The sequence below is a fragment of the Thermopolyspora sp. NPDC052614 genome (assembly GCF_040678635.1).
GTDB lineage: Bacteria > Actinomycetota > Actinomycetes > Streptosporangiales > Streptosporangiaceae > Thermopolyspora.
The window spans coordinates 36,329-61,876 of record NZ_JBFATZ010000027.1; the positions used below are offsets into that span (position 1 = coordinate 36,329).

General features: G+C 69.9%; 25 protein-coding genes. 6 read left to right on the top strand and 19 right to left on the bottom strand.

Features of this window, described 5'->3' with window-relative positions; all coding sequences use genetic code 11:
* Window positions 1-10: 10 nt before the first annotated feature.
* Window positions 11-1,330, bottom strand: a complete 1,320-nt coding sequence (locus tag AB0K60_RS34615; protein ID WP_364065027.1) for a hemolysin family protein — start codon at window positions 1,328-1,330, stop codon at window positions 11-13.
* Window positions 1,331-1,430: 100 nt separating this feature from the next.
* On the opposite strand from AB0K60_RS34615, the gene galE reads away from it, so the two are divergent.
* Complete coding sequence (gene galE, locus AB0K60_RS34620; RefSeq protein WP_364065030.1) at window positions 1,431-2,396, top strand: UDP-glucose 4-epimerase GalE; 966 nt, start codon at window positions 1,431-1,433, stop codon at window positions 2,394-2,396.
* Here galE and AB0K60_RS34625 read toward each other — a convergent pair.
* From AB0K60_RS34625 to AB0K60_RS34640, 4 genes are all read right to left on the bottom strand, one after another.
* On the bottom strand, window positions 2,393-2,752 hold the full coding sequence (locus tag AB0K60_RS34625) for a cytotoxic translational repressor of toxin-antitoxin stability system (protein ID WP_364065033.1): 360 nt from the start codon (window positions 2,750-2,752) through the stop codon (window positions 2,393-2,395). The genes galE and AB0K60_RS34625 overlap by 4 nt on opposite strands.
* A 62-nt stretch (window positions 2,753-2,814) precedes the next feature.
* Entirely contained in the window at window positions 2,815-3,231 is a 417-nt protein-coding gene (locus tag AB0K60_RS34630) for a prevent-host-death protein (protein WP_364065036.1), read from the bottom strand.
* Between the two features lie 79 nt (window positions 3,232-3,310).
* Window positions 3,311-4,297 carry a malate dehydrogenase gene (locus tag AB0K60_RS34635; RefSeq protein WP_364065039.1) on the bottom strand — a complete coding sequence of 329 codons (987 nt, stop codon included), beginning with the start codon at window positions 4,295-4,297 and terminating at the stop codon, window positions 3,311-3,313.
* Window positions 4,298-4,344: 47 nt separating this feature from the next.
* Window positions 4,345-5,814, bottom strand: coding sequence for an MDR family MFS transporter (locus tag AB0K60_RS34640; RefSeq protein WP_364065042.1), 1,470 nt, complete (start codon window positions 5,812-5,814; stop codon window positions 4,345-4,347).
* Window positions 5,815-5,903: 89 nt separating this feature from the next.
* Here AB0K60_RS34640 and AB0K60_RS34645 point away from each other — a divergent pair, with 89 nt between their 5' ends.
* Window positions 5,904-6,437, top strand: coding sequence for a PadR family transcriptional regulator (locus AB0K60_RS34645; protein WP_364065045.1), 534 nt, complete (start codon window positions 5,904-5,906; stop codon window positions 6,435-6,437).
* Here the strand turns inward: AB0K60_RS34645 and AB0K60_RS34650 are convergent.
* The 4 genes from AB0K60_RS34650 to AB0K60_RS34665 all read right to left on the bottom strand — a co-directional run bounded on the left by AB0K60_RS34650 (window position 6,434) and on the right by AB0K60_RS34665 (window position 11,378).
* A complete protein-coding gene (locus tag AB0K60_RS34650) occupies window positions 6,434-8,491 on the bottom strand; it encodes a serine/threonine-protein kinase (protein ID WP_364065048.1) in 2,058 nt (685 codons plus the stop codon). The two genes, AB0K60_RS34645 and AB0K60_RS34650, sit on opposite strands and share 4 nt — an antisense overlap.
* A gap of 172 nt (window positions 8,492-8,663) precedes the next feature.
* Entirely contained in the window at window positions 8,664-9,881 is a 1,218-nt protein-coding gene (locus AB0K60_RS34655) for an NADP-dependent isocitrate dehydrogenase (protein WP_364065051.1), read from the bottom strand.
* 108 nt (window positions 9,882-9,989) lie between these two features.
* Window positions 9,990-10,253 carry a DUF3017 domain-containing protein gene (locus tag AB0K60_RS34660; protein WP_364065054.1) on the bottom strand — a complete coding sequence of 88 codons (264 nt, stop codon included), beginning with the start codon at window positions 10,251-10,253 and terminating at the stop codon, window positions 9,990-9,992.
* 3 nt (window positions 10,254-10,256) lie between these two features.
* The gene (locus tag AB0K60_RS34665) at window positions 10,257-11,378 is read right to left on the bottom strand and encodes a citrate/2-methylcitrate synthase (protein ID WP_364065057.1); all 1,122 of its coding nucleotides are present in this window, start codon (window positions 11,376-11,378) and stop codon (window positions 10,257-10,259) included.
* A 181-nt stretch (window positions 11,379-11,559) separates the two neighbouring features.
* Here AB0K60_RS34665 and AB0K60_RS34670 point away from each other — a divergent pair, with 181 nt between their 5' ends.
* Window positions 11,560-12,204 (top strand): FHA domain-containing protein, encoded by a 645-nt coding sequence (locus tag AB0K60_RS34670; protein ID WP_364065059.1) that lies wholly within the window; start codon window positions 11,560-11,562, stop codon window positions 12,202-12,204.
* Between the two features lie 12 nt (window positions 12,205-12,216).
* On the opposite strand, the gene AB0K60_RS34675 is transcribed toward AB0K60_RS34670, so the two are convergent.
* The 4 genes from AB0K60_RS34675 to purN all read right to left on the bottom strand — a co-directional run bounded on the left by AB0K60_RS34675 (window position 12,217) and on the right by purN (window position 15,554).
* Window positions 12,217-13,071, bottom strand: coding sequence for a bifunctional methylenetetrahydrofolate dehydrogenase/methenyltetrahydrofolate cyclohydrolase (locus AB0K60_RS34675; protein ID WP_364065061.1), 855 nt, complete (start codon window positions 13,069-13,071; stop codon window positions 12,217-12,219).
* A gap of 19 nt (window positions 13,072-13,090) precedes the next feature.
* On the bottom strand, window positions 13,091-13,279 hold the full coding sequence (locus tag AB0K60_RS34680; RefSeq protein ID WP_364065064.1) for a hypothetical protein: 189 nt from the start codon (window positions 13,277-13,279) through the stop codon (window positions 13,091-13,093).
* A gap of 72 nt (window positions 13,280-13,351) precedes the next feature.
* The gene (gene purH, locus AB0K60_RS34685) at window positions 13,352-14,899 is read right to left on the bottom strand and encodes a bifunctional phosphoribosylaminoimidazolecarboxamide formyltransferase/IMP cyclohydrolase (RefSeq protein ID WP_364065066.1); all 1,548 of its coding nucleotides are present in this window, start codon (window positions 14,897-14,899) and stop codon (window positions 13,352-13,354) included.
* 31 nt (window positions 14,900-14,930) lie between these two features.
* Window positions 14,931-15,554: a phosphoribosylglycinamide formyltransferase gene (purN, locus tag AB0K60_RS34690; RefSeq protein WP_364065068.1), complete on the bottom strand. Its 624-nt coding sequence runs from the start codon at window positions 15,552-15,554 to the stop codon at window positions 14,931-14,933.
* A 63-nt stretch (window positions 15,555-15,617) separates the two neighbouring features.
* Between purN and AB0K60_RS34695 the strand changes: the two genes are divergently transcribed.
* Window positions 15,618-16,034 (top strand): hypothetical protein, encoded by a 417-nt coding sequence (locus tag AB0K60_RS34695; protein ID WP_364065071.1) that lies wholly within the window; start codon window positions 15,618-15,620, stop codon window positions 16,032-16,034.
* On the opposite strand, the gene AB0K60_RS34700 is transcribed toward AB0K60_RS34695, so the two are convergent.
* The 3 genes from AB0K60_RS34700 to AB0K60_RS34710 form a co-directional block, all read right to left on the bottom strand.
* Window positions 16,024-17,376 carry a hypothetical protein gene (locus AB0K60_RS34700; protein ID WP_364065073.1) on the bottom strand — a complete coding sequence of 451 codons (1,353 nt, stop codon included), beginning with the start codon at window positions 17,374-17,376 and terminating at the stop codon, window positions 16,024-16,026. The two genes, AB0K60_RS34695 and AB0K60_RS34700, sit on opposite strands and share 11 nt — an antisense overlap.
* A gap of 153 nt (window positions 17,377-17,529) precedes the next feature.
* Entirely contained in the window at window positions 17,530-19,212 is a 1,683-nt protein-coding gene (locus AB0K60_RS34705) for a DUF6350 family protein (RefSeq protein ID WP_364065076.1), read from the bottom strand.
* A gap of 274 nt (window positions 19,213-19,486) precedes the next feature.
* Complete coding sequence (locus AB0K60_RS34710) at window positions 19,487-19,906, bottom strand: hypothetical protein (RefSeq protein WP_364065078.1); 420 nt, start codon at window positions 19,904-19,906, stop codon at window positions 19,487-19,489.
* Window positions 19,907-20,048: 142 nt separating this feature from the next.
* On the opposite strand from AB0K60_RS34710, the gene AB0K60_RS34715 reads away from it, so the two are divergent.
* Together AB0K60_RS34715 and AB0K60_RS34720 are read left to right on the top strand one after the other, a co-directional pair.
* Entirely contained in the window at window positions 20,049-20,930 is an 882-nt protein-coding gene (locus tag AB0K60_RS34715) for a helix-turn-helix transcriptional regulator (RefSeq protein ID WP_364065080.1), read from the top strand.
* The gene (locus tag AB0K60_RS34720; RefSeq protein ID WP_364065083.1) at window positions 20,927-21,148 is read left to right on the top strand and encodes a DUF397 domain-containing protein; all 222 of its coding nucleotides are present in this window, start codon (window positions 20,927-20,929) and stop codon (window positions 21,146-21,148) included. Before AB0K60_RS34715 ends, AB0K60_RS34720 begins: the two co-directional genes overlap by 4 nt.
* A 363-nt stretch (window positions 21,149-21,511) precedes the next feature.
* On the opposite strand, the gene AB0K60_RS34725 is transcribed toward AB0K60_RS34720, so the two are convergent.
* The 3 genes from AB0K60_RS34725 to sucC form a co-directional block, all read right to left on the bottom strand.
* On the bottom strand, window positions 21,512-22,933 hold the full coding sequence (locus AB0K60_RS34725; RefSeq protein WP_364065186.1) for an amidohydrolase family protein: 1,422 nt from the start codon (window positions 22,931-22,933) through the stop codon (window positions 21,512-21,514).
* Between the two features lie 188 nt (window positions 22,934-23,121).
* Entirely contained in the window at window positions 23,122-24,009 is an 888-nt protein-coding gene (gene sucD / locus AB0K60_RS34730) for a succinate--CoA ligase subunit alpha (RefSeq protein ID WP_364065188.1), read from the bottom strand.
* On the bottom strand, window positions 24,009-25,187 hold the full coding sequence (gene sucC, locus AB0K60_RS34735; protein ID WP_364065085.1) for an ADP-forming succinate--CoA ligase subunit beta: 1,179 nt from the start codon (window positions 25,185-25,187) through the stop codon (window positions 24,009-24,011). The genes sucD and sucC overlap by 1 nt, the downstream gene beginning before the upstream one ends.
* Window positions 25,188-25,548: the final 361 nt, after the last annotated feature.

Consider the following 25,548-nt stretch of genomic DNA (forward strand, 5'->3'; position numbering starts at 1 on the left):
CCCAATTGTGTCAGGTTTCAGCGGTGCTCTGCGACTCGACGACGATGGGCGCCGGGTGCGGCGTGACCCGTACCCGGGCGACCCGCCGCCCGTCCATCTCGATCACCGTGAGCGTGTAGCCGGGGATCTCCACGTTCTCCCCCGCCGACGGCAGCCGCCCGAGCGCGGCCATCATGTAGCCGCCGAGCGTCTCGTACGGCCCGTCCGGCAGCCGGATGCCGGTCTCGGAGGCGAACGCGTCCAGGTTGACCAGGCCCTCGACCTCGATCTCGCCGGACACCAGCCGCACCGACTGGTCCGCCTCGTCGTACTCGTCGCGGATGTCCCCGATGAGCTCCTCGACGAGGTCCTCCAGCGTGACGATCCCGTTGGTGCCCCCGTACTCGTCGACCACGATGGCGAGATGGTGCCCCTCGTCGCGCATCTCGGAGAGCGCGGCGAGCACCCGCTTGCTGCCGGGCAGGAACTTCACCGGCCGCACCGGCACCAGCTCCCCGAGCCGCTCGCCGCGCCCCGCCAGCCCCGGATCCAGCAGGTCCCGGACGTGCACGAAGCCCACGATGTTGTCGTAGGAGTCGCGGAACGCCGGGAACCTGGAGTGCCGCGACCCGGCGGCGCGGGCGGCGGCCTCCGGGAACGGCGTGTCGACGTCCATGAACTCCACCTCGGTGCGCGGCAGCAGCACCTCCCTGAGCTGCCGCTTGCCGGCCGCGAACACCTCGCCGATCAGGTCGCGCTCGTCCTGGGTGAGCTCCTGGCTGCCGACCACCATGTCGCGCAGCTCCTCGACCGACACCTCGGCGCGGTCGGCCTGGGGGTTGCCGCCGAGCAGCCGCACCACCCCGTCGGTGGACTTCGACAGCAGCCAGATGATCGGCCGCGACAGCGTGGCGATGCGGTCGATGATCGGCGCCACGATGACCGCCAGCCCCTCGGAGCGCTGCAACGCCAGCCGCTTGGGCGCCAGCTCGCCGAGCACGAGCGAGACGTACGAGATGGCCAGCGTGACCAGCACGAGCGCGAGCGGCCCGGCCACCGCCCCGGGCACCCCCCAGCCGCCCAGCACCGGCTCAAGCTCGCCGGCGAGGGTGTCGGCGCCGAAGGCGGCCGAGAGCATGGTGGCGACCGTGACGCCGATCTGCACCGAGGACAGGAAGCGGTTGGGATCCCGCGCGAGCCGCGCGACCCTCGCCCCCCGCTTCCCGGACTCGGCCAGCTTGCGCACCTGGCTCTCCCGCAGCGACACGAGCGCGATCTCGGCCGCGGCGAAGAAGCCGCCGATCAGGATGAACAGCAGGACCAGGGCGATGTTCGCGGCGACGGTCCCCATGCCCACTCACAGTACCTGGACGCCGAGTGCGCGTATGCTGGGCACCGGACAACCAAAATCAAACAGAATCCACCATTTTTCAAACAATTGAGGAGATGTCATGAAGCTTCTCGTCACCGGCGGAGCCGGGTACATCGGCAGCGTCGTCGCCGCGCAACTCGTCGAGGCCGGCCACGAGGTGGCGGTGCTGGACGACCTCTCCACCGGCCACGCCGACGCGGTCCCCGCCGGCGCGGCCTTCGTGCAGGGCACGATCGCCGAAGCGGGCCCGGTGCTGAGCCAGGGCTTCGACGCCGTCCTGCACTTCGCCGCCAAGTCCCTGGTCGCCGAGTCGGTGGCGGACCCGGCCAAGTACTGGACCGGCAACCTGGGCGGCACGCTCGCCCTGCTGGAGGCGATGCGGCAGGCGGGGGTGGACCGCATCGTGTTCTCCTCCACCGCCGCCACCTACGGCGAGCCCGAACGCAGCCCGATCCTGGAGACCGACCCCACCCGCCCCACCAACCCGTACGGCGCCTCCAAGCTCGCCATCGACACGGCGCTGACGGCCTTCGCCGGCCTGTACGGCCTCGGCGCGGTGAGCCTGCGCTACTTCAACGTCGCCGGCGCGTACACCGCCCGCGACGGCCGCGTCTACCGGGAACGGCACGACGTGGAGACCCACCTCATCCCGAACGTCCTCGCCGTCGCCCTCGGCGAGCACCCCTCGGTCAAGGTGTTCGGCGCCGACTACCCCACCCCCGACGGCACCTGCGTACGCGACTACATCCACGTCGCCGACCTGTCCCGCGCCCACCTGCTCGCCCTCGACGCCTGCGCCCCCGGCCGGCACGACATCTACAACCTCGGCAGCGGCTCCGGCTTCTCGGTCCAGGAGGTCATCGCGGTCTGCCGCGAGGTCACCGGCCACCCCATCCCCGCCGAAATCGCCGACCGCCGCCCCGGCGACCCGGCCGTCCTGGTCGCCTCCTCCGACAAGATCCACCGCGAACTCGGCTGGACCCCCGACCACCCGTCCCTGAAGTCCATCGTCACCGACGCCTGGACGGCCCTCCCCAAAAACTAAACGCCATCGATCCAAAACCGCTGCAGCCGCGCCACGGCGTCAACCCTGCTCATGGCGGCGACCTCTTTCTCGTCGAGGCCGACCCGGTGGATCAGAAGATGAACGAGATCCGCCGGCAGGGCCTCGGGCGGCGCGACGGGCACGCCCCGGTCGGGGCGCACGCCCTCACGGACGCACGTCCAGAAGTCGGCTTCGGACACGTCGAGCTGGTCGCGCAGAATGTGGCTCCACAGCTTCGGCCCATAGGCACTGCAATCGACCGGGTGCGAGATCCTGGTCCGCAGGACACGCCCGTCCGGAAGGTCGAGTTCGTAGGTAACGTGATGCGTGCCCGCCCGCCCGCGTGCGTCGCGCACTCGTCGCCAGCCCTCCACCCGGCAGAATCGCTCATGATCGTCGCGTGTCGCCTGAGGCCATGTCACGACCGGGCACCCACCAGCCACTCGCGCAGTTGGTCGTCGTCGCTGAGAACGATCAACTGCACCAGGCCCCAATGGTCCCGGTGATTCGGAGCGTCGAGCAGTCGCTCCTGCCAGTCCTCGGCGTACTCGCGCAACGCCTCGATCATCTCCTGGAGCGCCTCGTCGAACGTCGTGCCATCGACCGCGACGGGCAGCCCCGGGATGACGACCGACCAACCGCCCCCCTCGGCCACCACCTCGGCACGGGACGGGCACACCGCGGCCAGGAAATTCCGCAGCCGCTCCGCGCCGACGACGGCGCTGGTCTTCGCATCCCGTCGGACCGTGGCCACCCGGCCACGCTCGGCCGCGTCCAGCAGTTCCTTCAGGTGAGCACGAGCCTCGCTGTAGCTCTCATAATGCACCGCGGTCATCAGTACCTCCCCCGAAAAGACTGCCCTCCCCCGTCAAGTACGTCAAGTACGTAACGTACTCGACAGGGGAGGGCGGCGCTCAGATGAGGCCGAGGCCGCGTACGGCGTCGCGCTCCTCCTCAAGCTCGCGCACCGAGGCGTCGATGCGCTCGCGGGAGAAGGCGTCGATTTCCAGGCCCTGGACGATCTCCCAGGTTCCGCCGCGCGATACCACCGGGAAGGAGGAGACCAGGCCCTCGGGGACCCCGTACGACCCGTCGGAGACGATGGCCGCCGAGGTCCAGTCGCCCTCGGGGGTGCCGTTCACCCAGTCGTGCACGTGGTCGATGGCGGCGTTGGCGGCCGAGGCGGCCGAGGAGGCGCCGCGGGCCTCGATGATGGCCGCGCCGCGCTTGGCGACGGTGGGGATGAAGGTGTCGCGCAGCCAGGCCTCGTCCACCTGCTCGGCGGCGATCTTGCCGCCGACCTCGGCGTGGAACAGGTCGGGGTACTGGGTGGCGGAGTGGTTGCCCCAGATCGTCATCTTCTTGATGTCGGTCACCGGGACGCCGAGCTTGGTGGCGAGCTGGCTGAGCGCGCGGTTGTGGTCCAGGCGGGTCATCGCGGTGAACCGGTCGGCCGGCACGTCCGGCGCGGCGGCGCGGGCGATCAGCGCGTTGGTGTTGGCCGGGTTGCCCACGACGAGCACCCGCACGTCGTCGGCCGCGTGCTCGTTGATGGCGCGGCCCTGCGGGCCGAAGATGCCGCCGTTCGCCTCCAGCAGGTCGCCGCGCTCCATGCCCTTGGTCCGCGGCCGGGCGCCGACCAGCAGCGCGACGCTGACGCCGTCGAAGGCGACGTTCGGGTCATCGGTGATCTCGATGCCCCGCAGCAGGGGGAAGGCGCAGTCGTCGAGCTCCATGGCGGTGCCCTCGGCGGCCTTCACCGCCTGCGGAATCTCCAGCAGGCTCAGCTTCACCGGGACGTCCCCACCGAGAAGCTGCCCCGAGGCGACGCGGAACAGCAACGCGTATCCGATCTGACCGGCGGCGCCGGTGACGGTGACCTTCACGGGAGTCTGGCCCATACCTTCCCCCAACTCGACGAGTTGACGTTTGCTCTGACAGGTGGACCCTACCCGGCTGCCGTCCCCACCCCGCTGGCAGGTGTGCCGGACGGGGATGTCTGCGGCGCGCCCAGCCTCCGGTCGGGCAGGGCGACCAGGGCGAGCAGGCAGATGAGCGCCCCCGCAGCGCCGAGCCACGGGATGACGGTCGCCGAGGCTGCGGCGTGGGCGGCGGGCGGGCCCGCGACGGCCGCCTGCTCGGCGACCACCGCGGCGTACGCGGTGCCCGCGATCGCGAGCGCGACCGAGCCGCCGATCTGGCGGAAGAAGGTCAGGTTGGCGCTGGCCGTACCGATGTAGCGGGGTTCCACGGCGAACTGCACCGCCACGGTCAGCCCCGACAGCGTCGGCCCCACGCCGAGCCCCAGCAGCGTCATCCAGATGATCAGTTGCCAGACGGGGGTGCCGAGCGCGAGCCCGGAGCACAGCAGCGCCCCCGCGGCCATCAGGAACGGCGAGGCGATCAGCCAGGGCTTGTACCGCCCGGTCCGCCCGATCAGCGCGCCGGTGACGAAGCTGCCGATCAGCATGCCCATGAGCACCGGATAGATGTACAGGCCGGAGGTGGTGGCGCTGAGCTGGTGCGCCTGTTGGAAGAAGCGCGGCAGGAAGACGACCCCGGCGTACATCGCGAACGCGCTGAAGAACGAGGCGATGTTCACGATCGTGTAGGTGCGGTTTCGGAACAGGTGCAGCGGCACGATCGGATTCGCCGCCCGGCGCTCCACCGCGACGAACACCGCCAGCAGCGCGACGGCCCCGGCGATCGGCCCGAGCACCGGCCGGTCGCTCCAGCCGTTGCCGTTCAGCCCCTTCTCGGTGAGCCCGATGAGCAGCGCGGTGATCGCCGCGGAGAAGACGGCGATGCCCAGGTAGTCGGGGCGGGTGCCGCGCCCCTGGCCGGGCCGGTGCGGCAGCCGCGTCGCGATGATCGCGATGAGGGCGAGCCCGATCGGGATGTTGACGTAGAACGCCCAGCGCCAGCTCGCCTGGTCGGTGAACACGCCGCCGAGGAACGGCCCGGCCAGGTAGCTCAGCGCCATCACGCCGCCGATCGCGCCCTGCACCTGGCCGCTGCGCTCGCGCGGCAGCAGGTCCATGATCAAGGCGAGCGACAGCGGCAGCAGCGCCCCCGCGCCCAGGCCCTGGACGGCCCGGAAGGCGATCAACTGGCCCATGTCCTGCGCGAGCCCGCACAGCGCCGATCCGACGAGGAACACCGAGATGCCGGTGAGCAGCAACGGCTTGCGTCCGTAGGTGTCGGACAGCCCGCCGTACAGGGGAACGGTGACGGTCGAGGTGAGCAGGTAGGCGGTCACGACCCAGGTGTACAGGCCGGAGCCGCCGAGTTCGACGGTGATCCGCGGCAGCGCGGTGCCGACGATGGTCTGGTCGAGCATCGCCAGGAACATCCCGCCGATGACGGCGAAGATCAGCAACGCGTTCCTGCCGGAAGTACCGGAAGTAGCTGCACTCATGGCCATCCAGATGTGGTGATATGTCGGAGAGTACATGTAGAAAGTGACATGTCGGAATTGACATGTCAAGGGATATATAAGATGTGGACATGTCCCTCCGTATCGCCCTACTCGGCCTGCTGGCCGCATCCGGCCCGGCCAGCGGCTACGACCTGGCCAAACGCTTCGAGAACTCGATCAACCACGTGTGGCATGCGGGGCACAGCCAGATCTATCCGGAACTGGTGAAGATGACGGCCGACGGCCTGATCACCGTCGAGGCCGAGGGCCCACGCGGTCGCAAGATCTACGCGATCACTCCCCAGGGCCGCACGGAGCTGCACAGCTGGCTCCTGGAGTACGACCGGGAGGGACCGGTGCGCAACGAGTGGGCCCTGCAGGCGTTCCTCGTCTCGGCCCTTCCCCCGGCCGAGGCCATCCAAGTGATCGAACGCATCCGGGGCGCCTTCGAGCGCCGGCTCAACGATCTGCGGAGCCGCTACGAGCACAAGCTCGAATACGGAGACCCGGACGGCTTCGGCAAATACGCCCTTGACATGGGCCTCCGCCAGACACAAACGATGATCGCCTGGGCCGACGCCACCATCGCCGACCTCCGCGCCCGACTAACACGAGGCGACTAGCACGAGGCCAGGCTGGGTGCCGCTGTGGCGGGGGTGAAGGTGACCTTGGCGAAGTGCTCGGTGAGGATCCGCGCGGCGGTCTGCGAGGCGTACAGGCTCGTGATGGCGCCGCGGATGGCCTGGCAGGCGCGCGTGTCGCCGCGCTTGACCCCGACCGCGTAGCGCTGGTTGTCGAGCCGGTCGGGCAGCACCTTCATCGCGATGTCGTTGCGGTTGCCGAAGCCGGCGAGGATCACGTCTTCGCCGGGGATGGCGTCGACTTCGCCGTCGTTGATCAGGGTCATGCAGTCGGCATAGTTGGAAGCGGCCTTCACCGTCATCTCGACCGCCCGCTGCACGACCCGGATCGAAGCGCTGCCGTTGGGCGCGCACAGCCGCTTGCCCTTGAGGTCGGCGATCCGGTCGTACGGGTCGCCGCTCTTGACCATGACCCCGGTGTGCGCCACATAGTACGGCCCGACGAAGTCCACCCGCTTCGCGTCGTCCTGGTTGATCGCCCAGGTGGCGAGCACCATGTCCACCTTGCCGTCGGTCAGCGCCTTGACCCGGTTGGCCTTGCCGACCTGGACGAACGACACCCCGTCGTCGGGCACCCCCAGCTCGCGCGCGATGTGCCGGGCGAACTCGACCTCGAAACCGGTGAAGACCTTCTTGTCCAGCGAGGCGAGCCCGATGCCGGGCAGGTCCCCCTTGACCCCGATAACGATCTTTTTGGTGCGCTGCACCCGGTCTACCAGCGAGCCGGACGCGTCCCCCCTGACGACGGGCTTGTCGGTCACCTTGGGCTCCTGCCCCCCACCCCCGCTCCCGCCCTGTAACTGCGTGTACGCCACGAGCCCACCGGCCGCGAGCAGCGCCGCCACCACGGCCCCGACGGCGAAACGCCGCGACCGCCGGGGACGTCCGTCGTGCCCGACCTCTGTCCCCGCCTCGGACAGCGGCAACGTGCTCTTCTGCTCCCAACTCGGCGGCGCCGGGGAGACCACCGGCGCACCGAAGGTGAACCCGGTGTTCGGAGTGCTCTGCTCAGCCGAAGCCGGAGGCAGCGGCGGAGACGGAGGCGGAGGGGGACTGGCCCGAAAGCCGGTCTGCGGCATCGGCTGCGACTGAAGACGCGGCTGCCGCCGCGTCGGCGGCGGGTACCCGGGATCGTAGGCGGGTGGCGCCGCGACCGCCGCCCGCGCCTGCCCGGGATTGGCCGCCTGCGCCCCCTCGTTGAGCACGTCCGGCGACGCCCCGCCCACCTCGGAATGCCCGAGCAGCCGCAACAGGATCTGATCCGCGCTCGGCCGATCGCCCGGCGACTTGCTCAAACACGCCCGCACCACCCCGCGCAGCGGCTCGTGCAGCATCTCCACGTCCACGTCGTGGTTGAGGATGCGGTTGAGCACGACCGCGATCGACCCGCCCTGGAACGCCACCTGCCCGGTGGCCGCGAACAACATCGTCGAGGCCCAGGAGAAGATGTCGGTGTACGGCCCCACCGAGTCCCCCGACACCTGCTCGGGCGCCATGTAGGCTGGCGTGCCGATCGCCCGGCTGGTGATCGTGCCGGTGGAGTCGATGATCCGCGCGATCCCGAAGTCCACCACCCGCGGCCCGTCCGCCGCGATCAGCACGTTGTCCGGCTTGAAGTCACGATGCACGATGCTCGCCCGGTGGATGGCGGTGAGCGCCGTGGCCGTGCCGATCGCCAGCCGATCCAGCGCGGCCCCCCGTATCGGCCCCTCGGCCTCCACCAGCTCGCGCAGCGACCGCCCCTCGATGTACTCGCTGGCGATGTACGGCGTGTCGCCGTCGAGATCGGCCGAGATCACCCGGGCCGTGCAGAACGAGGCCACCCGCTCGGAGGCCTTCAACTCCCTGGCGAACCGGGACCGCGCCGCCGCGTCACCGGAGAACTTGACGTGGAGCAGCTTGACGGCGGCCCGTTCCCCCGCGGCGTTGTGCCCCAGGTAGACGGTGCCCTGACCCCCCTCGCCGATGCGGCCGGTCAGCGTGAAGGGCCCCAGTCGAACCGGGTCGCCCGCCACGAGCGGCGCGATCTGCGGCATTTCCCATCCCGACGTCTCGCAAAGTACTGACTTGCCAAACTTTACGGCCACTCCCAGCCTTTGCGATGACGCCTGACCACGCGTTACCCCCACGTAATCAAGCGAATCGGGGCCGCCCCGCAGGTGAGCGACCCCAAATCATGCCGAAACATGCATTAATGCATGTTCCGAATCAAGCGGACATCGTGCGCTTAAGGTTCTCGTCGAGCGCGGTGAGGAACTCCTGCGTGGTAAGCCAGGGGGTCTCCGGCCCGATGAGCAGCGCCAGGTCCTTGGTCATCTGGCCGCCTTCGACGGTCTCCACGCAGACCCGCTCCAGCGTGTTGGCGAACTCGGTCACCGCCGGGGTGTTGTCCAGCTTGCCGCGGTGCGCGAGGCCGCGCGTCCACGCGAAGATCGACGCGATCGGGTTGGTCGAGGTGGGCTTGCCCTGCTGGTGCTGGCGGTAGTGCCGGGTGACGGTGCCGTGCGCGGCCTCCGCCTCGACGGTGCGGCCGTCGGGGGTCATCAGCACGCTGGTCATCAGGCCGAGCGAGCCGAAGCCCTGCGCCACCACGTCGGACTGCACGTCGCCGTCGTAGTTCTTGGTGGCCCAGACGATGCCGCCCTCCCACTTGAGCACCTGCGCGACCAGGTCGTCGATGAGCCGGTGCTCGTAGGTGATGCCGGCCGCCTCGAACTCGGCCTTGAACTCCGTCTCGAAGATCTCGGCGAACAGGTCCTTGAACCGGCCGTCGTACGCCTTGAGGATCGTGTTCTTCGTCGACAGGTAGAGCGGCAGCCCGCGGTCGAGGGCGTACCGCATGGTGGCGCGGGCGAAGTCGCGGATGGAGTCGTCGAAGTTGTACATGCCCATCGCGATGCCGCCGCCGGGGAACTTGGCGACCTCGAGCTCGATCGGCTCGCCGCCGTCCTCGGGCACGTACGAGATGGTCACCGTGCCGGGGCCGGGCACCACGAAGTCGGTGGCGCGGTACTGGTCGCCGTGCGCGTGACGGCCGATGATGATCGGCTTGGTCCAGCCGGGCACGAGACGCGGGATGTTGCTGACCACGATCGGCTCACGGAACACCACGCCGCCGAGGATGTTGCGGATGGTCCCGTTGGGGGATTTCCACATCTTCTTGAGGCCGAACTCCTCGACGCGCGCCTCGTCCGGGGTGATGGTGGCGCACTTCACGCCCACGCCGTACTGCTTGATGGCGTTGGCGGCGTCGATGGTGACCTGGTCGTCGGTCGCGTCGCGGTGCTCGATCCCCAGGTCGTAGTACTTCAGATCGACGTCCAGGTAGGGAAGGATCAACTGGTCCTTGATGAACTTCCAGATGATCCGGGTCATCTCGTCGCCGTCGAGCTCGACGACGGGCCCCGCTACCTTGATCTTGGACATTGTGTGTAGTTTCCCCTTCTGAGCTGGCTGGCCAGGCTGGTCCTTTTTGAGGCTCGCTGGCCGTTGAGATTATCGGACCGTGACCACCCGTCGGCGCGCGGCACCCGGCTACCACAGGACCATCAGCACCCCGCTCAGCACCAGGGCGACGCCCAACCCGGTCAGCAGAAGGACGTCGATCGCCCGGGCGCGCACCGCGAGCGCGCCGGACCCGGCCCCCAGCAGCCGCACCAGCGCGCCGCACAGGATCGCGGCCCCCATCAGCCCCGCCCCCAGCCACAGCGGCAGACGCAGCATCAACGCGCACACGCCGACGGCCGTACCCGCCATCACCAGCAGGTACGGCCCGCCGACCCGGCCCTCACCGGTCAATGGCTACCTTTCGTCGATCGGCACCCACTTGCGGTCGCTCTCGCCGACGTACTCGCTGTCCGGGCGGATCAGCCGGTTGTCGGCGTGTTGCTCGATCACATGCGCCGTCCATCCCGACATCCGGCTGACCGAGAACACCGGGGTGAACAGGTCCGTCGGTATGCCGAGATAGTGGTAGACGGTCGCCGCGTAGAAGTCCACGTTCGGGTACAGGCCCTTCTCCGCGTGGACGACCTCCTCCATTTCCTTGGACATCCGATAGTAGGTGGCGTCGCCGGATGCCTCGGCCAGTTCGCGGGACATTTCGCGCAGATGCGTCGCCCGGGGGTCCTCGGTCTTGTACACCCGGTGCCCGAACCCCATGATCTTCTGCCCGGCCGCGAGCCGCTCGCGCACCGCCCGCGCCACCCCGTCCGGCGGGATCGTCTCCAGCGTACGCATGACCTGCTCGTTCGCCCCGCCGTGCAGGGGACCCTTGAGCGTGCCGATGGCGGCCACGATCGCCGAGTGCATGTCCGACAGCGTCGCCGCGCAGACCCGCGCGGCGAAGGTGGAGGCGTTCATCGTGTGGTCGGCGTGCAGCACCAGGCAGGTGTCGAAGATCTCGATCTCGCGCTCGCTCGGCGTCCGGCCGGTGATCTGCAGCAGGAAGTTGGCCGCGATGCTGAGCTCGGGGTCCGGCTCGGGCGCCTGCCTGCCGCTGCGGGCGGCGTGGTAGCGCGCGACGAGGATCGGCTGCTGCGCGGTGAGCCGCGCGGCCTTGCGGCGGTTGGCGTCCAGGGCGTTGGAGTCCTTGTCGGGATCGTCGGCCCCGGCGAGGGAGACCAGGGTGCGCAGCGCCTCCATGGGGGCCTGCCGCTCGGCGATCTCGGCGATGTTGGCCTCGACGAGCGGGCCGAGGACCCTGCCCCGCACGAGCTCGGCGCCGTACTCGGCCAGTTGCGTGCGCGTGGGGAGCGTCCCGCACTGGAGCAGGTGGGCGGTCTCTTCGAAGCTGGTACGGCCGGCCAGATCGTGGATGTCGTATCCGCGGTAGAACAGGCGACCGGCCCTGCCGTCGATGTCGCTGAGCGCTGTGGACGCGGCGACGACATCGGCGAGACCTTTGGTGGGTTTGTCCGCCATAAGTGTTTCCTCCGCTTATCTTCGCGCCGAGTCTACCCGTGAGCAGGCAAAACCCAGGGCGGAGGTCAAGACCAAATCCGCGTGGAATTCTCGTTTGAGTAAAGGCGATTCCCCATCGCCTCGTTTGGGTAAGCCGGAGCTGTAGCGGAAGTAACGGCGGGCTACCTGGGGAGGAACTGCCGTGGAGGGGCCGTTCATACGCATCGAGGACACCGGCGAGGTGGCCCCGCTGCGCCCCGAGATCACGACTGTCGGTCGCGGACGCGGTGTCGACATCCGGCTGGCGGACCCGAGCGTGTCGAGGTTGCACGCCGAGTTCATCCGGCGCGGACCTTACCTGTACGTCGTTGACCTGGGCCTGTCCCGCAACGGCACACGGGTGAACGGCAGGCCGATCGCTCGGAGGGTCCTCGACGACGGCGACGTCGTCTCATTCGGCGCCGCGCGCTGCCGGGTGGGCGGCGTGCCGCGCGAGGACCTCGCTCCGGAGGTCGAGCTGCGGCGCGCCGCGGCACCGGAACTGACCCGGCGCGAGGTCGACGTGCTCACCTCGCTGTGCCGACCCGCGCTGTCGGACGAGGCCTTCGTGGCCCCGGCGACCGCGCGCGAGATCGCCGACGACCTCGTGGTCACCGAGGCGGCGGTCAAGCAGCACCTGCTGCGGCTGTACCAGAAGTTCCGCATCCCCGAGGGCACCAACCGGCGCACCCGGCTGGCCAACGAGGTCGTGGCACTTGGACTGGTACGGCCCACCCCGGTCGTGCCCCCGCAGCGGGGCACGCCGACGACGGAGCCGCAGCCGGTGGTCAACCGCCGCGCGAGCTGACCGCCCGCGTCGTCACCCGGCGGCCGCTCGCTCGGCCGCCTCGACGACGTTGGTGAGCAGCATCGCGCGGGTCATCGGGCCCACGCCGCCCGGGTTCGGCGCCAGGAATCCCGCGACGTCGCGGACCTCCGGCGCCACGTCGCCCATGATCCGTCCCTCGACGCGGGAGACGCCCACGTCGAGGACGGCGGCGCCGGGCCGCACCATGTCGGCGGTGATCAGATGCGGCGAGCCCGCCGCGGCGACGACGATGTCGGCCCGGCGGGTGTGCGCCGCGAGGTCACGCGTGCCGGTGTGACACGTGGTGACGGTCGCGTTCTCGCTCCGCCGGGTGAGCAGCAGGCCAAGCGCCCGCCCGGCGGTGATGCCGCGTCCGACGACGACGACCTCGGCGCCCTTGAGCGGCACGCCGTACTCCTGCAGCAGCACGACGATGCCGCGCGGCGTGCACGGCAGCGGGGCGTCCACCATGTGCACGAGCCGCCCGAGGTTGACCGGGTGCAGGCCGTCGGCGTCCTTGGCGGGGTCGATGCGCTCCAGCAGCGGCCGGGAGTCCAGATGCCCGGGAAGCGGAAGCTGGATCAGATACCCCGTGCAGGCCGGATCGGCGTTGAGCTCGTCGATCGCCGCCTCCACCTCGGCCTGGCTCGCCGTGGCGGGCAGGTCCACCCGGATCGAGGCGATGCCGACCTCGGCGCAGTCGCGATGCTTGCCGGCCACGTACACCTGGCTGCCGGGGTCCTCACCCACCAGGATCGTGCCGAGGCCCGGTCGGCGGCCCTGCTCGGCCAGTTTCGCGACCCGCCTGGCAACATCGGCCTTGATCTTCGCTGCGGTCGCCTTGCCATCGAGAATGCGCGCGGTCATGTCACGTCATCCTGCCATGTCAGCCCTCGGCGTTCTCGCCGCGGGGCCGCAATCCCGCCTCGCGCCGCTCCAGGATCCGGCGGGTGAACGGGATGTACTCCACGCTCACCCACCCGACGTACGCGCTGATCACGGCGAGGATCACCATCGGGATCGGGCTGTTCCAGAAGTCCACGCCGAACAGCGGGAAGAGGAGGGGGTTGATCAAGGACACGGGGCTACTCCGGGGTAAATGGGCGGAAACCATAGGCTAACCGCCCATTGACCCCCATATGACCGATCAGTGGAAGAAGTGCCGCGTCCCCGTGAAGTAGAGCGAGATGCCCGCCGCCTCGCAGGCCGCGATGACGTCCTCGTCCCGGACCGACCCGCCGGGCTCCACGATCGCCGTCACCCCCGCCTCGGCCAGCACCTTCGGCCCGTCGTCGAAGGGGAAGAACGCGTCGGAGGCGGCCACCGCCCCGGCCGCGCGGTCCCCCGCCCGCGACACCGCGAGCCGCGCCGAGTCCACCCGGTTGACCTGACCCATCCCGACCCCGACGGTCGCCCCGCCGGAGGCGAGCAGGATCGCGTTGGACTTCACCGAGCGGCAGGCCCGCCACGCGAACGCGAGATCGGCGAGCGTCTCGGCGGACGCCGCGGGCCCCGCCCGCAGCTCCCAGGTCGCCGGATCGTCGCCGGGCGCGTCCACCCGGTCCACGGTCTGCACCAGCAGCCCGCCGTCGATGCGCCGGAACTCGGCCGCGCCCTTCGGCCCCTCCGGGCAGCGCAGCAGCCGGATGTTCTTCTTCTCGCTCAGCACCGACACCGCTTCGGGCGCGAACGAGGGCGCCACCACGACCTCGGTGAAGATCGGCGCGATCTGCCGGGCCAGCTCGACGGTGACCTCGCGGTTCACCGCGATCACCCCGCCGTACGCCGACACCGGGTCGCAGTCGTGCGCCTTGCGGTGCGCCTCGGCCACGTCCGCGCCGATGGCGATCCCGCACGGGTTGGCGTGCTTGATGATCGCCACGCAGGGCTCGGTGAAGTCCCAGGCGGCCCGCCAGGCCGCGTCCGCGTCCACGTAGTTGTTGTAGGACATCTCCTTGCCGTGCAGTTGCTCGGCGTTGGCCAGGCCGTGCCGCTCGCCCGAGTAGAGCGCCGCGCCCTGGTGCGGGTTCTCCCCGTAGCGCAGCACCGCCCGCCGCCGCCACGCCGCGCCCATGAAATTCGGCCACCGCGTCTGCGGCTCCGGCGCGTACACGTTGGCGAACCAGGACGCCACCGCGATGTCGTAGGCCGCGGTGTGCGCGTAGGCCGCCGCCGCCAGCCGCCGCCGCTCCTCCAGCGTGAACCCGCCCTCGCCCAGCGCCCGCAGCACGTCCGGATAGCTCGCCGGCGAGACCACCACCGCGACGCTGGCGTGGTTCTTCGCCGCGCCCCGGATGATCGCCGGCCCGCCGATGTCGATCTGCTCCACGCACTCCGCGGGCGACGCGCCCGAGGCGACCGTCTCGGCGAACGGGTACAGGTTGCTCACCACGAGCTGGAACGGCTCGATCTCCAGCTCTTCGAGCTGCTTGACGTGCCCGGGCTTGTTCATGTCGCCGAGGATCCCCGCGTGCACGCGCGGGTGCAGGGTCTTGACCCGCCCGTCGAGGCACTCGGGGAACTGGGTGAGCGACTCGACCGGCGTGACCGGCACGCCGAAGGACGCGATGGCCGAGGCGGTGCCGCCGCTGGAGACGATCTCCACGTTCGCCGCGTCGAGAGCCCGCGCGAGCTCCTCCAGGCCGGACTTGTCGTACACCGAAATCAACGCGCGCCTGATCGCGATGCGGGTCAAATGTGCGTCCTTCCACGCGGGCCGGTGTGGGTCACCGGCGCTCATCACCGATCACGACTATACGGCCGGTGACATTCCAGCCCTCGCGCACCATGCGGCCGACGACCTCGACGAGCAGTTCGCGCTCGACGGCCTTGATCCGCTCGTGCAGCGACTTCTCGTCGTCGCCCGGCCGCACCCGCACCGGCGCCTGCGCGATCACCGGCCCGGTGTCCACGCCCGCGTCCACCAGATGCACCGTGCAGCCGGTGACCCGCACGCCGTACGCGAGCGCGTCCCGCACCGCGTGCGCGCCAGGAAAGGCCGGCAGCAGCGCGGGATGGGTGTTGACGACGGGGAACGCCTCCAGCACCCGCGGCCCGAGGATCTTCATGAACCCCGCCGACACCACCAGGTCCGGCCGGTGCTCGGCGATCCGCGCCGCGAGCGCCTCGTCCCACGCCTCCCGCGTCGGATGGTCGCCCACCTTCTCCACGAACGTGGGCACACCCGCACGTTCGGCGCGGGCCAGGCCCTCGATGCCGTCCCGGTCCGCGCCGACGGCCACCACACGCGCGCCGTACGCGTCGTCGGCGGCGTCCAACAGGGCCTGTAGGTTGGTTCCGGAACCCGAGACCAGCACGACGAGCCGGGCGGAACGGGGCGAGGCTGACATCACCTACAGTCCTTCCCTCTACGACCGTGCCAGCGTATCCGTCCCCGACGCCGAGGAGGCCAGGTGACCACGCCCCCGCGACAGGCCACCACCGACACCAGCGGTGGACGCGCCCTGCTGATCTCCCTCGCCGCGCTCGCCATGTCCTTGCTCGTGCCGCTGGTCGGGGTGGCGCTTGCCCTGTTCGCCCTGATCGTGTCGGTCCGCACCACGGGCGCGCTGCGCCGGGCCAAGTCGTCGATCGCCGCCGCGGTCGGCGGCATCGTGGTGTCGGTGTTCTCGCTGGCGTTCGCGGCGTTCGCCACCATGGTGCAGTTCTCCCTGGGCGAGGACCTGGCGGCGTACAACACCTGCATGCAGGGCGCGGGCACGCTCAGCGCCCAGGAGCATTGCAGGGAGCGGCTCGAACGGGCGATCGAGGCCAAGTTGCCGTTCCTGGAGCCGGGCAGGTTCCCGTTCCTGTTCCCGTTCATCCCCTGACGTACGCCGACATCCCGGGCACCCGCAACGCCCGCCAGCCCTCCGGGACGCGAAGCCGCTCGCGGGACAGCAGCACGACCTGCTCGTCCCCCGCCACCGCCCGCCGCACCTGCGCGTCGCCGGGCGCGGGGTCCTCCGCCGTCCGCACCGACCGGCAGCCGGTCAGGTAACCGAGCTGGATCGCCCCCCGCCCGACGAGCGCGCACGGCGGCCGCACGCCCTGCGCCAGCAGCGCGTCCGCCTGCGCCCGCTGCGCGTCGTAGATCGGCGTCAACCGCCCGGTCACCCGCTCCAGCGAGAGCACCTGCCCGGCGATGTGCGCGACCAGCGCCGCCGACAGCGCGAGCACCGCGGCCCTCATCGTGGGCCGCCGCAGCGGCAGCCGTACCACCGCCGCGGCCGCGGGGATCGCCAGCAGCGCGTACGCCGGCTGCATGAACCGGGTGTTGGCGTAGTCGAACAGCAGCAGGTACGGCAGCGCGAACGTCACCACGCACGCCACCGCGAGCGCCAGCACCGGCCGCGCGGCCTCGGCGAACACGAGCCCGGCCGCCACCAGCACCGGCAGCACGAACCACCAGGACACCTCGAACCAGTGCAGGTCCGAGCACACCGGGGCGGGACGGCACAGCAGGGCCGGCCCGTCCACGGCCTCCAGATGCCGCAGCAGGCTGAACCCGATCCCGACGTCGTTCGTCTCGGCACCCGATCGCAGCCGCGCGATCGGGCCCCCGTACCGGGCGAACGCCTCGCCCACCCACACGCCCCACCCCACGGCCAGCCCGCCCACCAGCGCACCGGACAGCACCAACCCACCCGGCGACCGGCGCACCAGCCGGACCAGGCACACCACCAGCAGCGGAAACGCCAGCGCCGCCGCGTCGGTGGGCCGCAGCAGCGACGCCGCCACGAACGCCACCGCCACCCCGGCGGGCGGCCCGGCGCGGCCGGGCTCCGCGAGCGCGCGGCAGAACCACCCCACCCCCGCGACCAGCGCGAACGCCAGCCACAGATTCGGGTAGGCCATCGACCCGTACAGCACCGTGCTCCACAGCGTGGCGAACAGCCCCGCCGCGAGCGGCGCCGCGTAAGCGGAGACATCGCTCCCCCGGCCCGCGAAGACGCCCAGCCACGGCTGAAACGCCACGTAAAGCCCGATGACGGCCAAACCCGTCAGATACAGCCGGAAGACGAGGACCGACTGCGTCAGCGCCGCTACGGGCGCGATGAGGACCGGCATGCCCCAGGCCCGCGGCGCCGACATCGGCACCGCCTCCACGCCCGGCCGCACCTGGCTGGCGTAAATCACCTCATCCCAGTTGAACGCCACCAACGACGACACTTGGGATAGGACTGCACAGCCGTACGCGATCGCGACCAGGACCAGCAATCCGTGCGCAGACCCCACACGCCGCAGGAGCCCCCAAATCCCACTCGCCACTGCGGCAAGCTATCGGATGTCCAGAAAAGCCGCGACAAATCCGGAAGGTCGGCGTCAATCACGATCCCAGGCGTACGGATCCATATAAATGACATGCCCCCCGCGATCATCGTTCTCATCGATGATGTCGGGACGAGGCGGAGGCTCCGCACCCTTCCCCGCGGCCTTCTCTGGACCCTTCTCTGGGCCCTTCTTCAGCAGGCTCCTGGGCAGCCGCCTCGCCATCTTCTTGACGGGCGTCCCCACATCGCTGAAGGTCCCGGCCGCCGCCGAGGCGTGCTCATCGGCCCAGTCATCACGAATAACCGGAATCGGCTGCGTGTCGCACTCGGTGGCGTCCAGCCAGTGCCCCGGCAGCGGACGGCGCGACTCGGCGACCTCCCCGAACGCCCGCGCGATCGGCTTGACCGCCTTACGCGCCCCGGCCTTGGGCTTCGCCGCCTTGGACTTCGCCGCGCTCGGCACGAGCACGACGGCCACGCTCCTGCGCATCAGCCACCAGTTCCCCACCCCCGCCGTGATCCCGGCCGCGACACCTACCTCCAGCGCCACCGAGAACGCCACCTCCCACGGCGACGGCCCGACGGCCGACAGCCGGGCGCCGCCCAGCGGCCCCCCGGACAGCGCCGCCAGCACCCCCGACACCGCCCCGGCCGCGAGCCCGCAGGCGAACCCCCACAGCGGAGCCGCCTCCAGCGTCGGCGTGGGCGCGATGCGCACCACCACGACCCCGGCGACCGCGCCCGCCAGGAACGGAATCGCGATCACCCCCAGCACCCACACCGGCGAAGCCCCCGAATCGGGCAGCGCACCGAGCAACGGCAGCGTCGGCACCGTCCCCAGCTTCACCCCGGTCGGCGCGACCAGCGTGCCCGTCCCAATGGCGAACCCCGGCCCGGTGATATAGGCCAACCCCCACACCACCGCGTTGACCAGATACAACACCTCGACGAGCAGCAACAACACCCCGCCGATCAGCCCCGGCGCGAGCACATCCGACAGCCGCCGGATGTCGTCGAAGTTCACCACGACCGCCCCGACCACCAGCACCAGCGCGGCCACCAGCAGGATGGCCATCGCCGCCGCCGTCCCCAGCACCAACGACCGCGACCGCTCCGGCAACAGCCGCACCATGACCCGCCACGGCCCGATCGTCCGCGCCACCGCCACCGAGCCCGCCACAAACGCCAGCAGCAGATGCCCGACAAGCACCTCAACCAGGAACGGCTGAGTGAGCTCATTCCGCGCCACCAGCGCGATCAGCCCCGCCAGCAGCGCGTACGGCGCCGCGAGCGAAATACCGGCCCGCGCGATCAGCGCCAACTGCGCCCGCCGCCGCGCATTCTGCTTGTCCTTCGGCGTCCCCTTCGGCAGCCGCGCAGGCAGCCGCACCCGCAGATCCGCGTCCCGGGCCATCCACAACCCCGCCCGGTACAGCAACGCCGCCGGCATGATCATCAACCCGAGCGGCAGCAACCCCACCCGCCCCCCGGGAATCGCGAACCCGGCATGATGCGCGGCAAGCCAGATCTGACACGCGGCCCGGAACACCCCGGGAACGCCCTCCCCCAGCGTCCCCTTCGGCGCCGCGACCCACCCGATCAACGTCAACGTGGTCAGCACGCCGAGCCCAACCCCGAGCGTCCCGGCCGCCGCCAGCATCCCGGACACCGGAAGCGGCCGCCGCACCTCATCGGTCCCCGAAGCCGCCCGAAGCTGGTCGAGAAAGGCCGTCACGGTACCCGATGTTCTCAGCCCCCGGCCCTCCATCCACGAACCCACGCCGCGTGTCGCCCTGTTTGTCCAACGCCCCCCGCGAAACCCCCATCCCACCCCCTCCACAACCCACAAACCACGCCCATCCCGCCGAACCACCTGATGCACGACCCACCCCCAGGTCAGGCACGGCCCACCGTCTCTTAAGGCGACAGCCGCCAAAAGGGCACCAACGCGAAGAGCCGCCCGAACCGACGAATCGGTACGGGCGGCTCCGCCCCTCAACGACCGCGCGTCAACGCACCGCGCTCTCCCCGAGCCAGACGAGGCAGGCGCCCAACCTCGACGCCGCCGACTCCGCACTCACCCAACGGCCGATCGAACCGCCCCCGGCATGGACGGTGGTCGCCCCATCGGGCAGGCTCATCCCGTACGCCACCACGTGGGTGACGCTGTCGTCCGCTTCGACGAACTCCCGCACCAGCGCGAACATACGCGGCGTGAAGCCGGTCAACTCGCGCAGGCCGTCCGCCGTGATGGCACAACCGGCAGGCCCACGGCAGTGCGCCTCCGCATCGATTCCGTTACCCTCCGCCTCCGGCCCGTGATAGACAGGCCGGTGACCGGAGGATGAGAGATGGTCCAATTCGGATCCCCCTTCCGGTGTTTGGGTCGGGATGGTCTGGCCGTCGCAAGCGAAGCCATCCCGGCCCATCTCTTTGTGTCATTGACTTACTGCGGAGAGTAACGTTCTTGCTATGCTGTCGCCAAGCAAACGAAAAAACAAGTTTGAAGCCCTCAACCTTGACGCTGTCCGAATTGAGAAAATAGTTCACGTTTTCCCCGCAGGAGGAGTCATGATGAGCACCAGGCGAGGACCGACCATGCGCGCCCAGTGGCTTGGCAAGCAGCTTCGCGAACTACGCGAATTGGCTCGCATGACACTCAAGGACGCGGCGGACCACCTACAACGCGATATGGGCACCATGAGCCGAATGGAGACAGGGCTCGCCCCGGCCCGCGCCAGCGACGTGCTCGCCCTACTCGACCTGTACGGCGTCGAAGACCAGACCTTGCGAAAGGGGCTGGAACAACTCAGCCGCGACATCAAGCGCAAGGGCTGGTGGGACGGTTACGATGCGGACGCGATGGGTCGCATGATCGACCACGCCTGGATCGAATCTCGTGCCGAAGAGATTCGATCCTACAACGTTATGACGGTCCCAGGGCTTCTCCAGACTCGCGAGTACGCCACAAACGTGATCAGGTCCGCCGATCCCGACGCACCCCTTGAGACAACTGAGCACTGGGTCGACTTTCGCATGAGCCGCCAGCGGATCCTCACCCGCGCAGAACCCCCACGCATGGCCGCGATCCTGGACGAGGCCGTCCTCAGGCGTATCGTGGGTGCAACCGATGTCATGAGCGCTCAGCTGCACAAGCTCGCCGAGATATCAACGCACCCCGCCGTCGCGATCCAGGTACTGCCTTTCGACGCAGGCGCCCACCCCAGCATTGAAGGCCCATTCACGATCTTCAACATGCCGGACCCCTACCCCGAGGTGGCCTGCGTTGAGACTTTGGGAGGAGCAATCTACGTGGAAACCCCTAAAGTCGAAGTCTTCCTCAAAGCATATGATTGCCTACGAGAAGCCGCTCTCTCCCTCAAGGAGTCCGCCGCGTTCATCTCGGTCATGGCTAAGCAGATCGAGAAAATGAGCCAGAGGAGTTCGCGATGATCAGCCCTGAGGAACTCGCAGGCGTCGCCTGGCACATCAGCTCAAAGAGCCCCGACGGTGGTGGCCAGTGCGTCGAGGCCGGCCCTCTGAACGACGGCACCGGCCGCATCGCCCTCCGCCACAGCCGCCGCCCCAACGCCGAAGTCATCGTCTACACCCGCCCCGAATGGGAGGCCTTCATCACCGGCGCCAAAAACGGCGAATTCGACTTCTCCTGAAGCCGTCGGCACGGCCGCGCCTACGGCTTGCGCCAAATGTCGCCGACCAGCATTGGAGGATCGCCTAGAGGTGGGGGGCGTGTGGCGAGCGGTCGCATCGGCGGTGGCGCTATGAGAGTGCTCGGCGGCCGAGGCCGGTTGAGGTGCGGAGTTCGGCGAGGTCGGTGAGGCGGAGTCGGGCCATCTCGATGACGGTTCGTACGGCGGGTGGGGGCTGGCGACTGGTCGTACGGCGGGGAGACGCCGTGTACCTGATGTCCTCAGCCCCGGCCCTCCATCCACACACCCGCGCCGCGTGTCGCCCCGTTTGTCCAACGGACCCCCGCGAAACGCCCCTCCCTTCTCCTCGGGAACGGGTGGTGGCTAGTCGTCGAAGTCGATGGGGGCGTGGGGCCAGTCGACCGCGTTGAGCAGGTAGTCGCGGGATTCCTCGACGCGGCGGCGGAGCGCGTCCAAGTCGACGCCGAGCAGGCGGCCGTCCCATTTGATGATGCGGCCGTTCACCAGCACCGTGGTGACGGATTCCACGCCCGCGCCCTGCACGACCGTGGCGAGCACGTTGTTGCGGGGGAACAGATGCGGCGCCGAGGTGTCGATGAGGATGACGTCGGCCTTCTTGCCCGGGGTGAGGGAGCCCGTGATGTTCCCGACGCCGCAGTTGTTCGCGCCCTGTCGCGTGGCGGACCGCAGGATCTCCCGCAGCGTCGGCGAAGGGCTTCCGGAGCGGTGGTGGTCGGCGCGATGGAGCAGGTAGAGCGCGCGCATTTCGGCGAACATGTCGATCGCGTAGGTCATCGGGTCGTCGTTGCTCAGGGCCGGCCGCAGGCCCTGTTCGACCCAGTCGTTGTACGGAACGTAGCCGTACCGGAATTGGGATTCGATGCGGGGGCACACGTTCACCTGTGCCCCGTTGTCGATGACGATCTGCCGCTGTTCACGGGTGAGGAAGTTCCCGTGGTTGATCGCCTCCCGACCGTCGAGGGAGCCGTCCGCGTACAGTTGCGCGATGTTCTGCCGGCCGAATCCGCTGTCGAAGGAGAACCACAGGTCGAGTTCCCTGCGGACGGGCAGGAGGTCGGTGAGGTCGTCGGAGCCGCCCGCGAACAGGCGCAGCGCGCACAGGTCGTCGTCGCTGGAGAAGTACCGGTCCCGCAGACGGCGGGCGTCCGCAGGGAAGGTGCCCGCCCAGTCGCCCGCGCGGGGGCGGCCGACGGCGAGCACGCCCCTGAGCCCGGATGCGCGCAGCGCCTCGACGGCGGCGTCGGCGTGCTCGGGTGAGCGGGCGTTGTGCATGTTGTCGACGACCGTGGTGATTCCGCCGTTGAGGGCGGACAGCAGGGTGTTCAGGGTGCCCGCGTAGATGTCCTCGGGACGGCACGCCGGGCCGAACGCCCGGTGGGCGGCGTACATGTAGCCGCGGGACGAGGTCGGGGCGTCGCGGAAGGGGTCCCCGGTGGTGGGCTGCTGGAGGTTCTCCGGGATGATCCGGCCGAGCGCCCCCTGCCAGCAGTGGATGTGCGGGTCGCAGAAGCCCGGCATGACGATGTGGTCGCGCGCGTCGATGACGACCGCGTCCGGCGCGGATATGGAGGACCCGACCTCGGCGATGCGGTCCCCGACGATCAGCACGTCGCCTGCGGCGAGATCGCCCACGTCGCCGTCCATCGACAGCACCGAGCCGCCTTTGATGAGAATCCGGTCGGGCGTCGCCTCCGCGGGACCTCGGGCGGCGTGCCGTTCGATGAGGTCCTCTAGCCGGCGCTCGGCGGACGGATCCGGTCGCATTCCCACGGTGGAGCCCCTTGTTGTTCGATGACGCCTGCGGACCGCGGCGAAGCCGCTCCTTTCGCAGGCATGCTCCCGCGAAGCCGGAGATATGGCCAGGGCCGCAGGGGGCGGAAAAACACCGATGCCGGGACCGCGCGGACAAGGTGTTCCGCGCGGTCCCGGCACGCGGGATGCGGTGAAGCGGGTCAGCGGGACTGCATGACCTCGCGCATGAGGCGGGCGGTCTCGCTGGGGGTCTTGCCGACGCGGACGCCGACCTTCTCCAGGGCCTCCTTCTTGGCCTGGGCGGTGCCGGCGGAGCCGGAGACGATGGCGCCGGCGTGGCCCATGGTCTTGCCCTCGGGGGCGGTGAAGCCGGCCACGTAGGCGACCACCGGCTTGGTGACGTGCTGTTCGATGTACGCCGCGGCGCGCTCCTCGGCGTCGCCGCCGATCTCGCCGATCATCACGATCGCCTTGGTGGCCGGGTCGGCCTCGAAGGCCTCCAGGGCGTCGATGTGGGTGGTGCCGATGACCGGGTCGCCGCCGATGCCGACGCAGGTGGAGAAGCCGACGTCGCGCAGCTCGTACATGAGCTGGTAGGTGAGCGTGCCGGACTTGGACACCAGGCCGACCGGGCCCGGGGTGGTGATGTCGGCGGGGATAATGCCGGCGTTGGACGCGCCCGGGGAGGCGATGCCGGGGCAGTTCGGGCCGATGATGCGGGTCTTGTTGCCCTTGGCCACGTTGTACGCCCAGAACTCGGTCGTGTCGTGGATCGGGATGCCCTCGGTGATGACGACGCACAGGCCGATCGCGGCGTCGATGGCCTCCTTCACCGCGTCCTTGGTGAACGCGGGCGGGACGAAGACCACCGAGACGTCGGCGCCGGTCTCCCGCATCGCCTCGGCCACGGTGCCGTACACCGGCAGCGTGGTGCCGTCGAAGTCGACGCTCTGCCCGGCCTTGCGGGCGTTGACGCCGCCGACGACCTTCGCGCCGGCCTTGAGCATGCGGCGGGTGTGCTTGGACCCCTCCGAGCCGGTCATGCCCTGGACGATGATCTTGCTGTTCTCGGTCAGCCAGATGGCCATCATGCACCTACCGCGGCGAGCTCGGCGGCCCGCTTGGCCGCTTCGTCCATTGTGTCCACCAGCTCGACGCGCGGCAGCGCCGCGTCGGCGAGGATCTGCCGCCCGAGGGCGGCGTTGTTGCCGTCGAGGCGCACCACCAGCGGGTGCGTCACCGCCTCGCCCCGGTCGCCGAGCAGCTTGAACGCCGACACGATGCCGTTGGCGACCGCGTCGCAGGCGGTGATGCCGCCGAAGACGTTCACGAACACCGACTTCACGCTCGGGTCGGACAGCACGATCTCCAGGCCGTTCGCCATCACCTCGGCCGAGGCGCCGCCGCCGATGTCGAGGAAGTTGGCCGGCCGCTGCCCGCCGTACTCCTCGCCGGCGTACGCGACGACGTCGAGGGTGGACATGACCAGGCCCGCGCCGTTGCCGATGATGCCGACGGTGCCGTCGAGCTTGACGTAGTTGAGGTCCTTCTCCTTGGCCCTGGCCTCCAGCGGGTCCGTGGCCGCCGCGTCCACGTACGCCTCGTGCTCGGGCTGGCGGAAGGAGGAGTTGTCGTCGAGGGTGACCTTGCCGTCGAGCGCCTTCACCTCGCCGTCCGCGCTGAGGATCATCGGGTTGACCTCGACGAGGGTGGCGTCCTCGTCGACGAAGACCGCCCACAGCTTCTCGATGAGCTCGGCGGCGCCGTCGAGGGCCTTCTCCGGCAGGCCGCCCGCCTTGGCGATGTCGCGGGCGCGGGCGCGGTCGACGCCGGTCAACGGATTGACCGGGATCTTCGCCACCTTCTCCGGCGAGGTGTGGGCGACCTCCTCGATGTCCATGCCGCCCGATGCCGAGCAGATCGCCAGAAACGTACGGTTGGCACGGTCGAGCAGGAACGAGAAGTAGTACTCCTCGGCGATCGCGCTGGCCTCCTCGATGAGGACCTTGTGGACCGTGTGGCCCTTGATGTCCATGCCGAGGATCCGCGTCGCCTTCTGGTAGGCGTCGTCGGCGTCGTCGGCCACCTTGACACCGCCCGCCTTGCCCCGGCCGCCGGTCTTGACCTGGGCCTTGACCACGACCCGCCCGGTCAGCTCCGCAGCCAGCGCACGCGCCTCATCCGCGGTGTGCGCGACCTTTCCGCGCGGCACCGGGATGCCGTACTCCGCGAAGAGCTCCTTCGCTTGATGTTCGAACAGGTCCACGAGGGTCCGTCCTTGCTTGTCCGGCTGACTTCCTTGTCGTCAACCAGGCTCGGCCGCCGCGCCCTCCGGGGGGTGTGTCTGCCAGGAGCCTGGCGTATTCGCCAGTGAGCCTAGCCGCCGCGCCGCCACGAAGAGGCATCGGGTCCCGATTGCCCGCAGCCAACGCGTCGCCTCGGTCACGAAGGATGCCGGCGTTTTTCGCAGCGGTTTTCCACGCCCGGCTTCCTACTCCCGGCTCCTACGCCCGGTGTGCCCCGCGCGTTCACCTGCGCCCCAACGGTTCCGGCCTTGCCCCTGCCCTGCACGGGGTACCGCTCAGCGCAGTAAAGCGACGTCGATTTCCTGATAACGAGATCGAAGT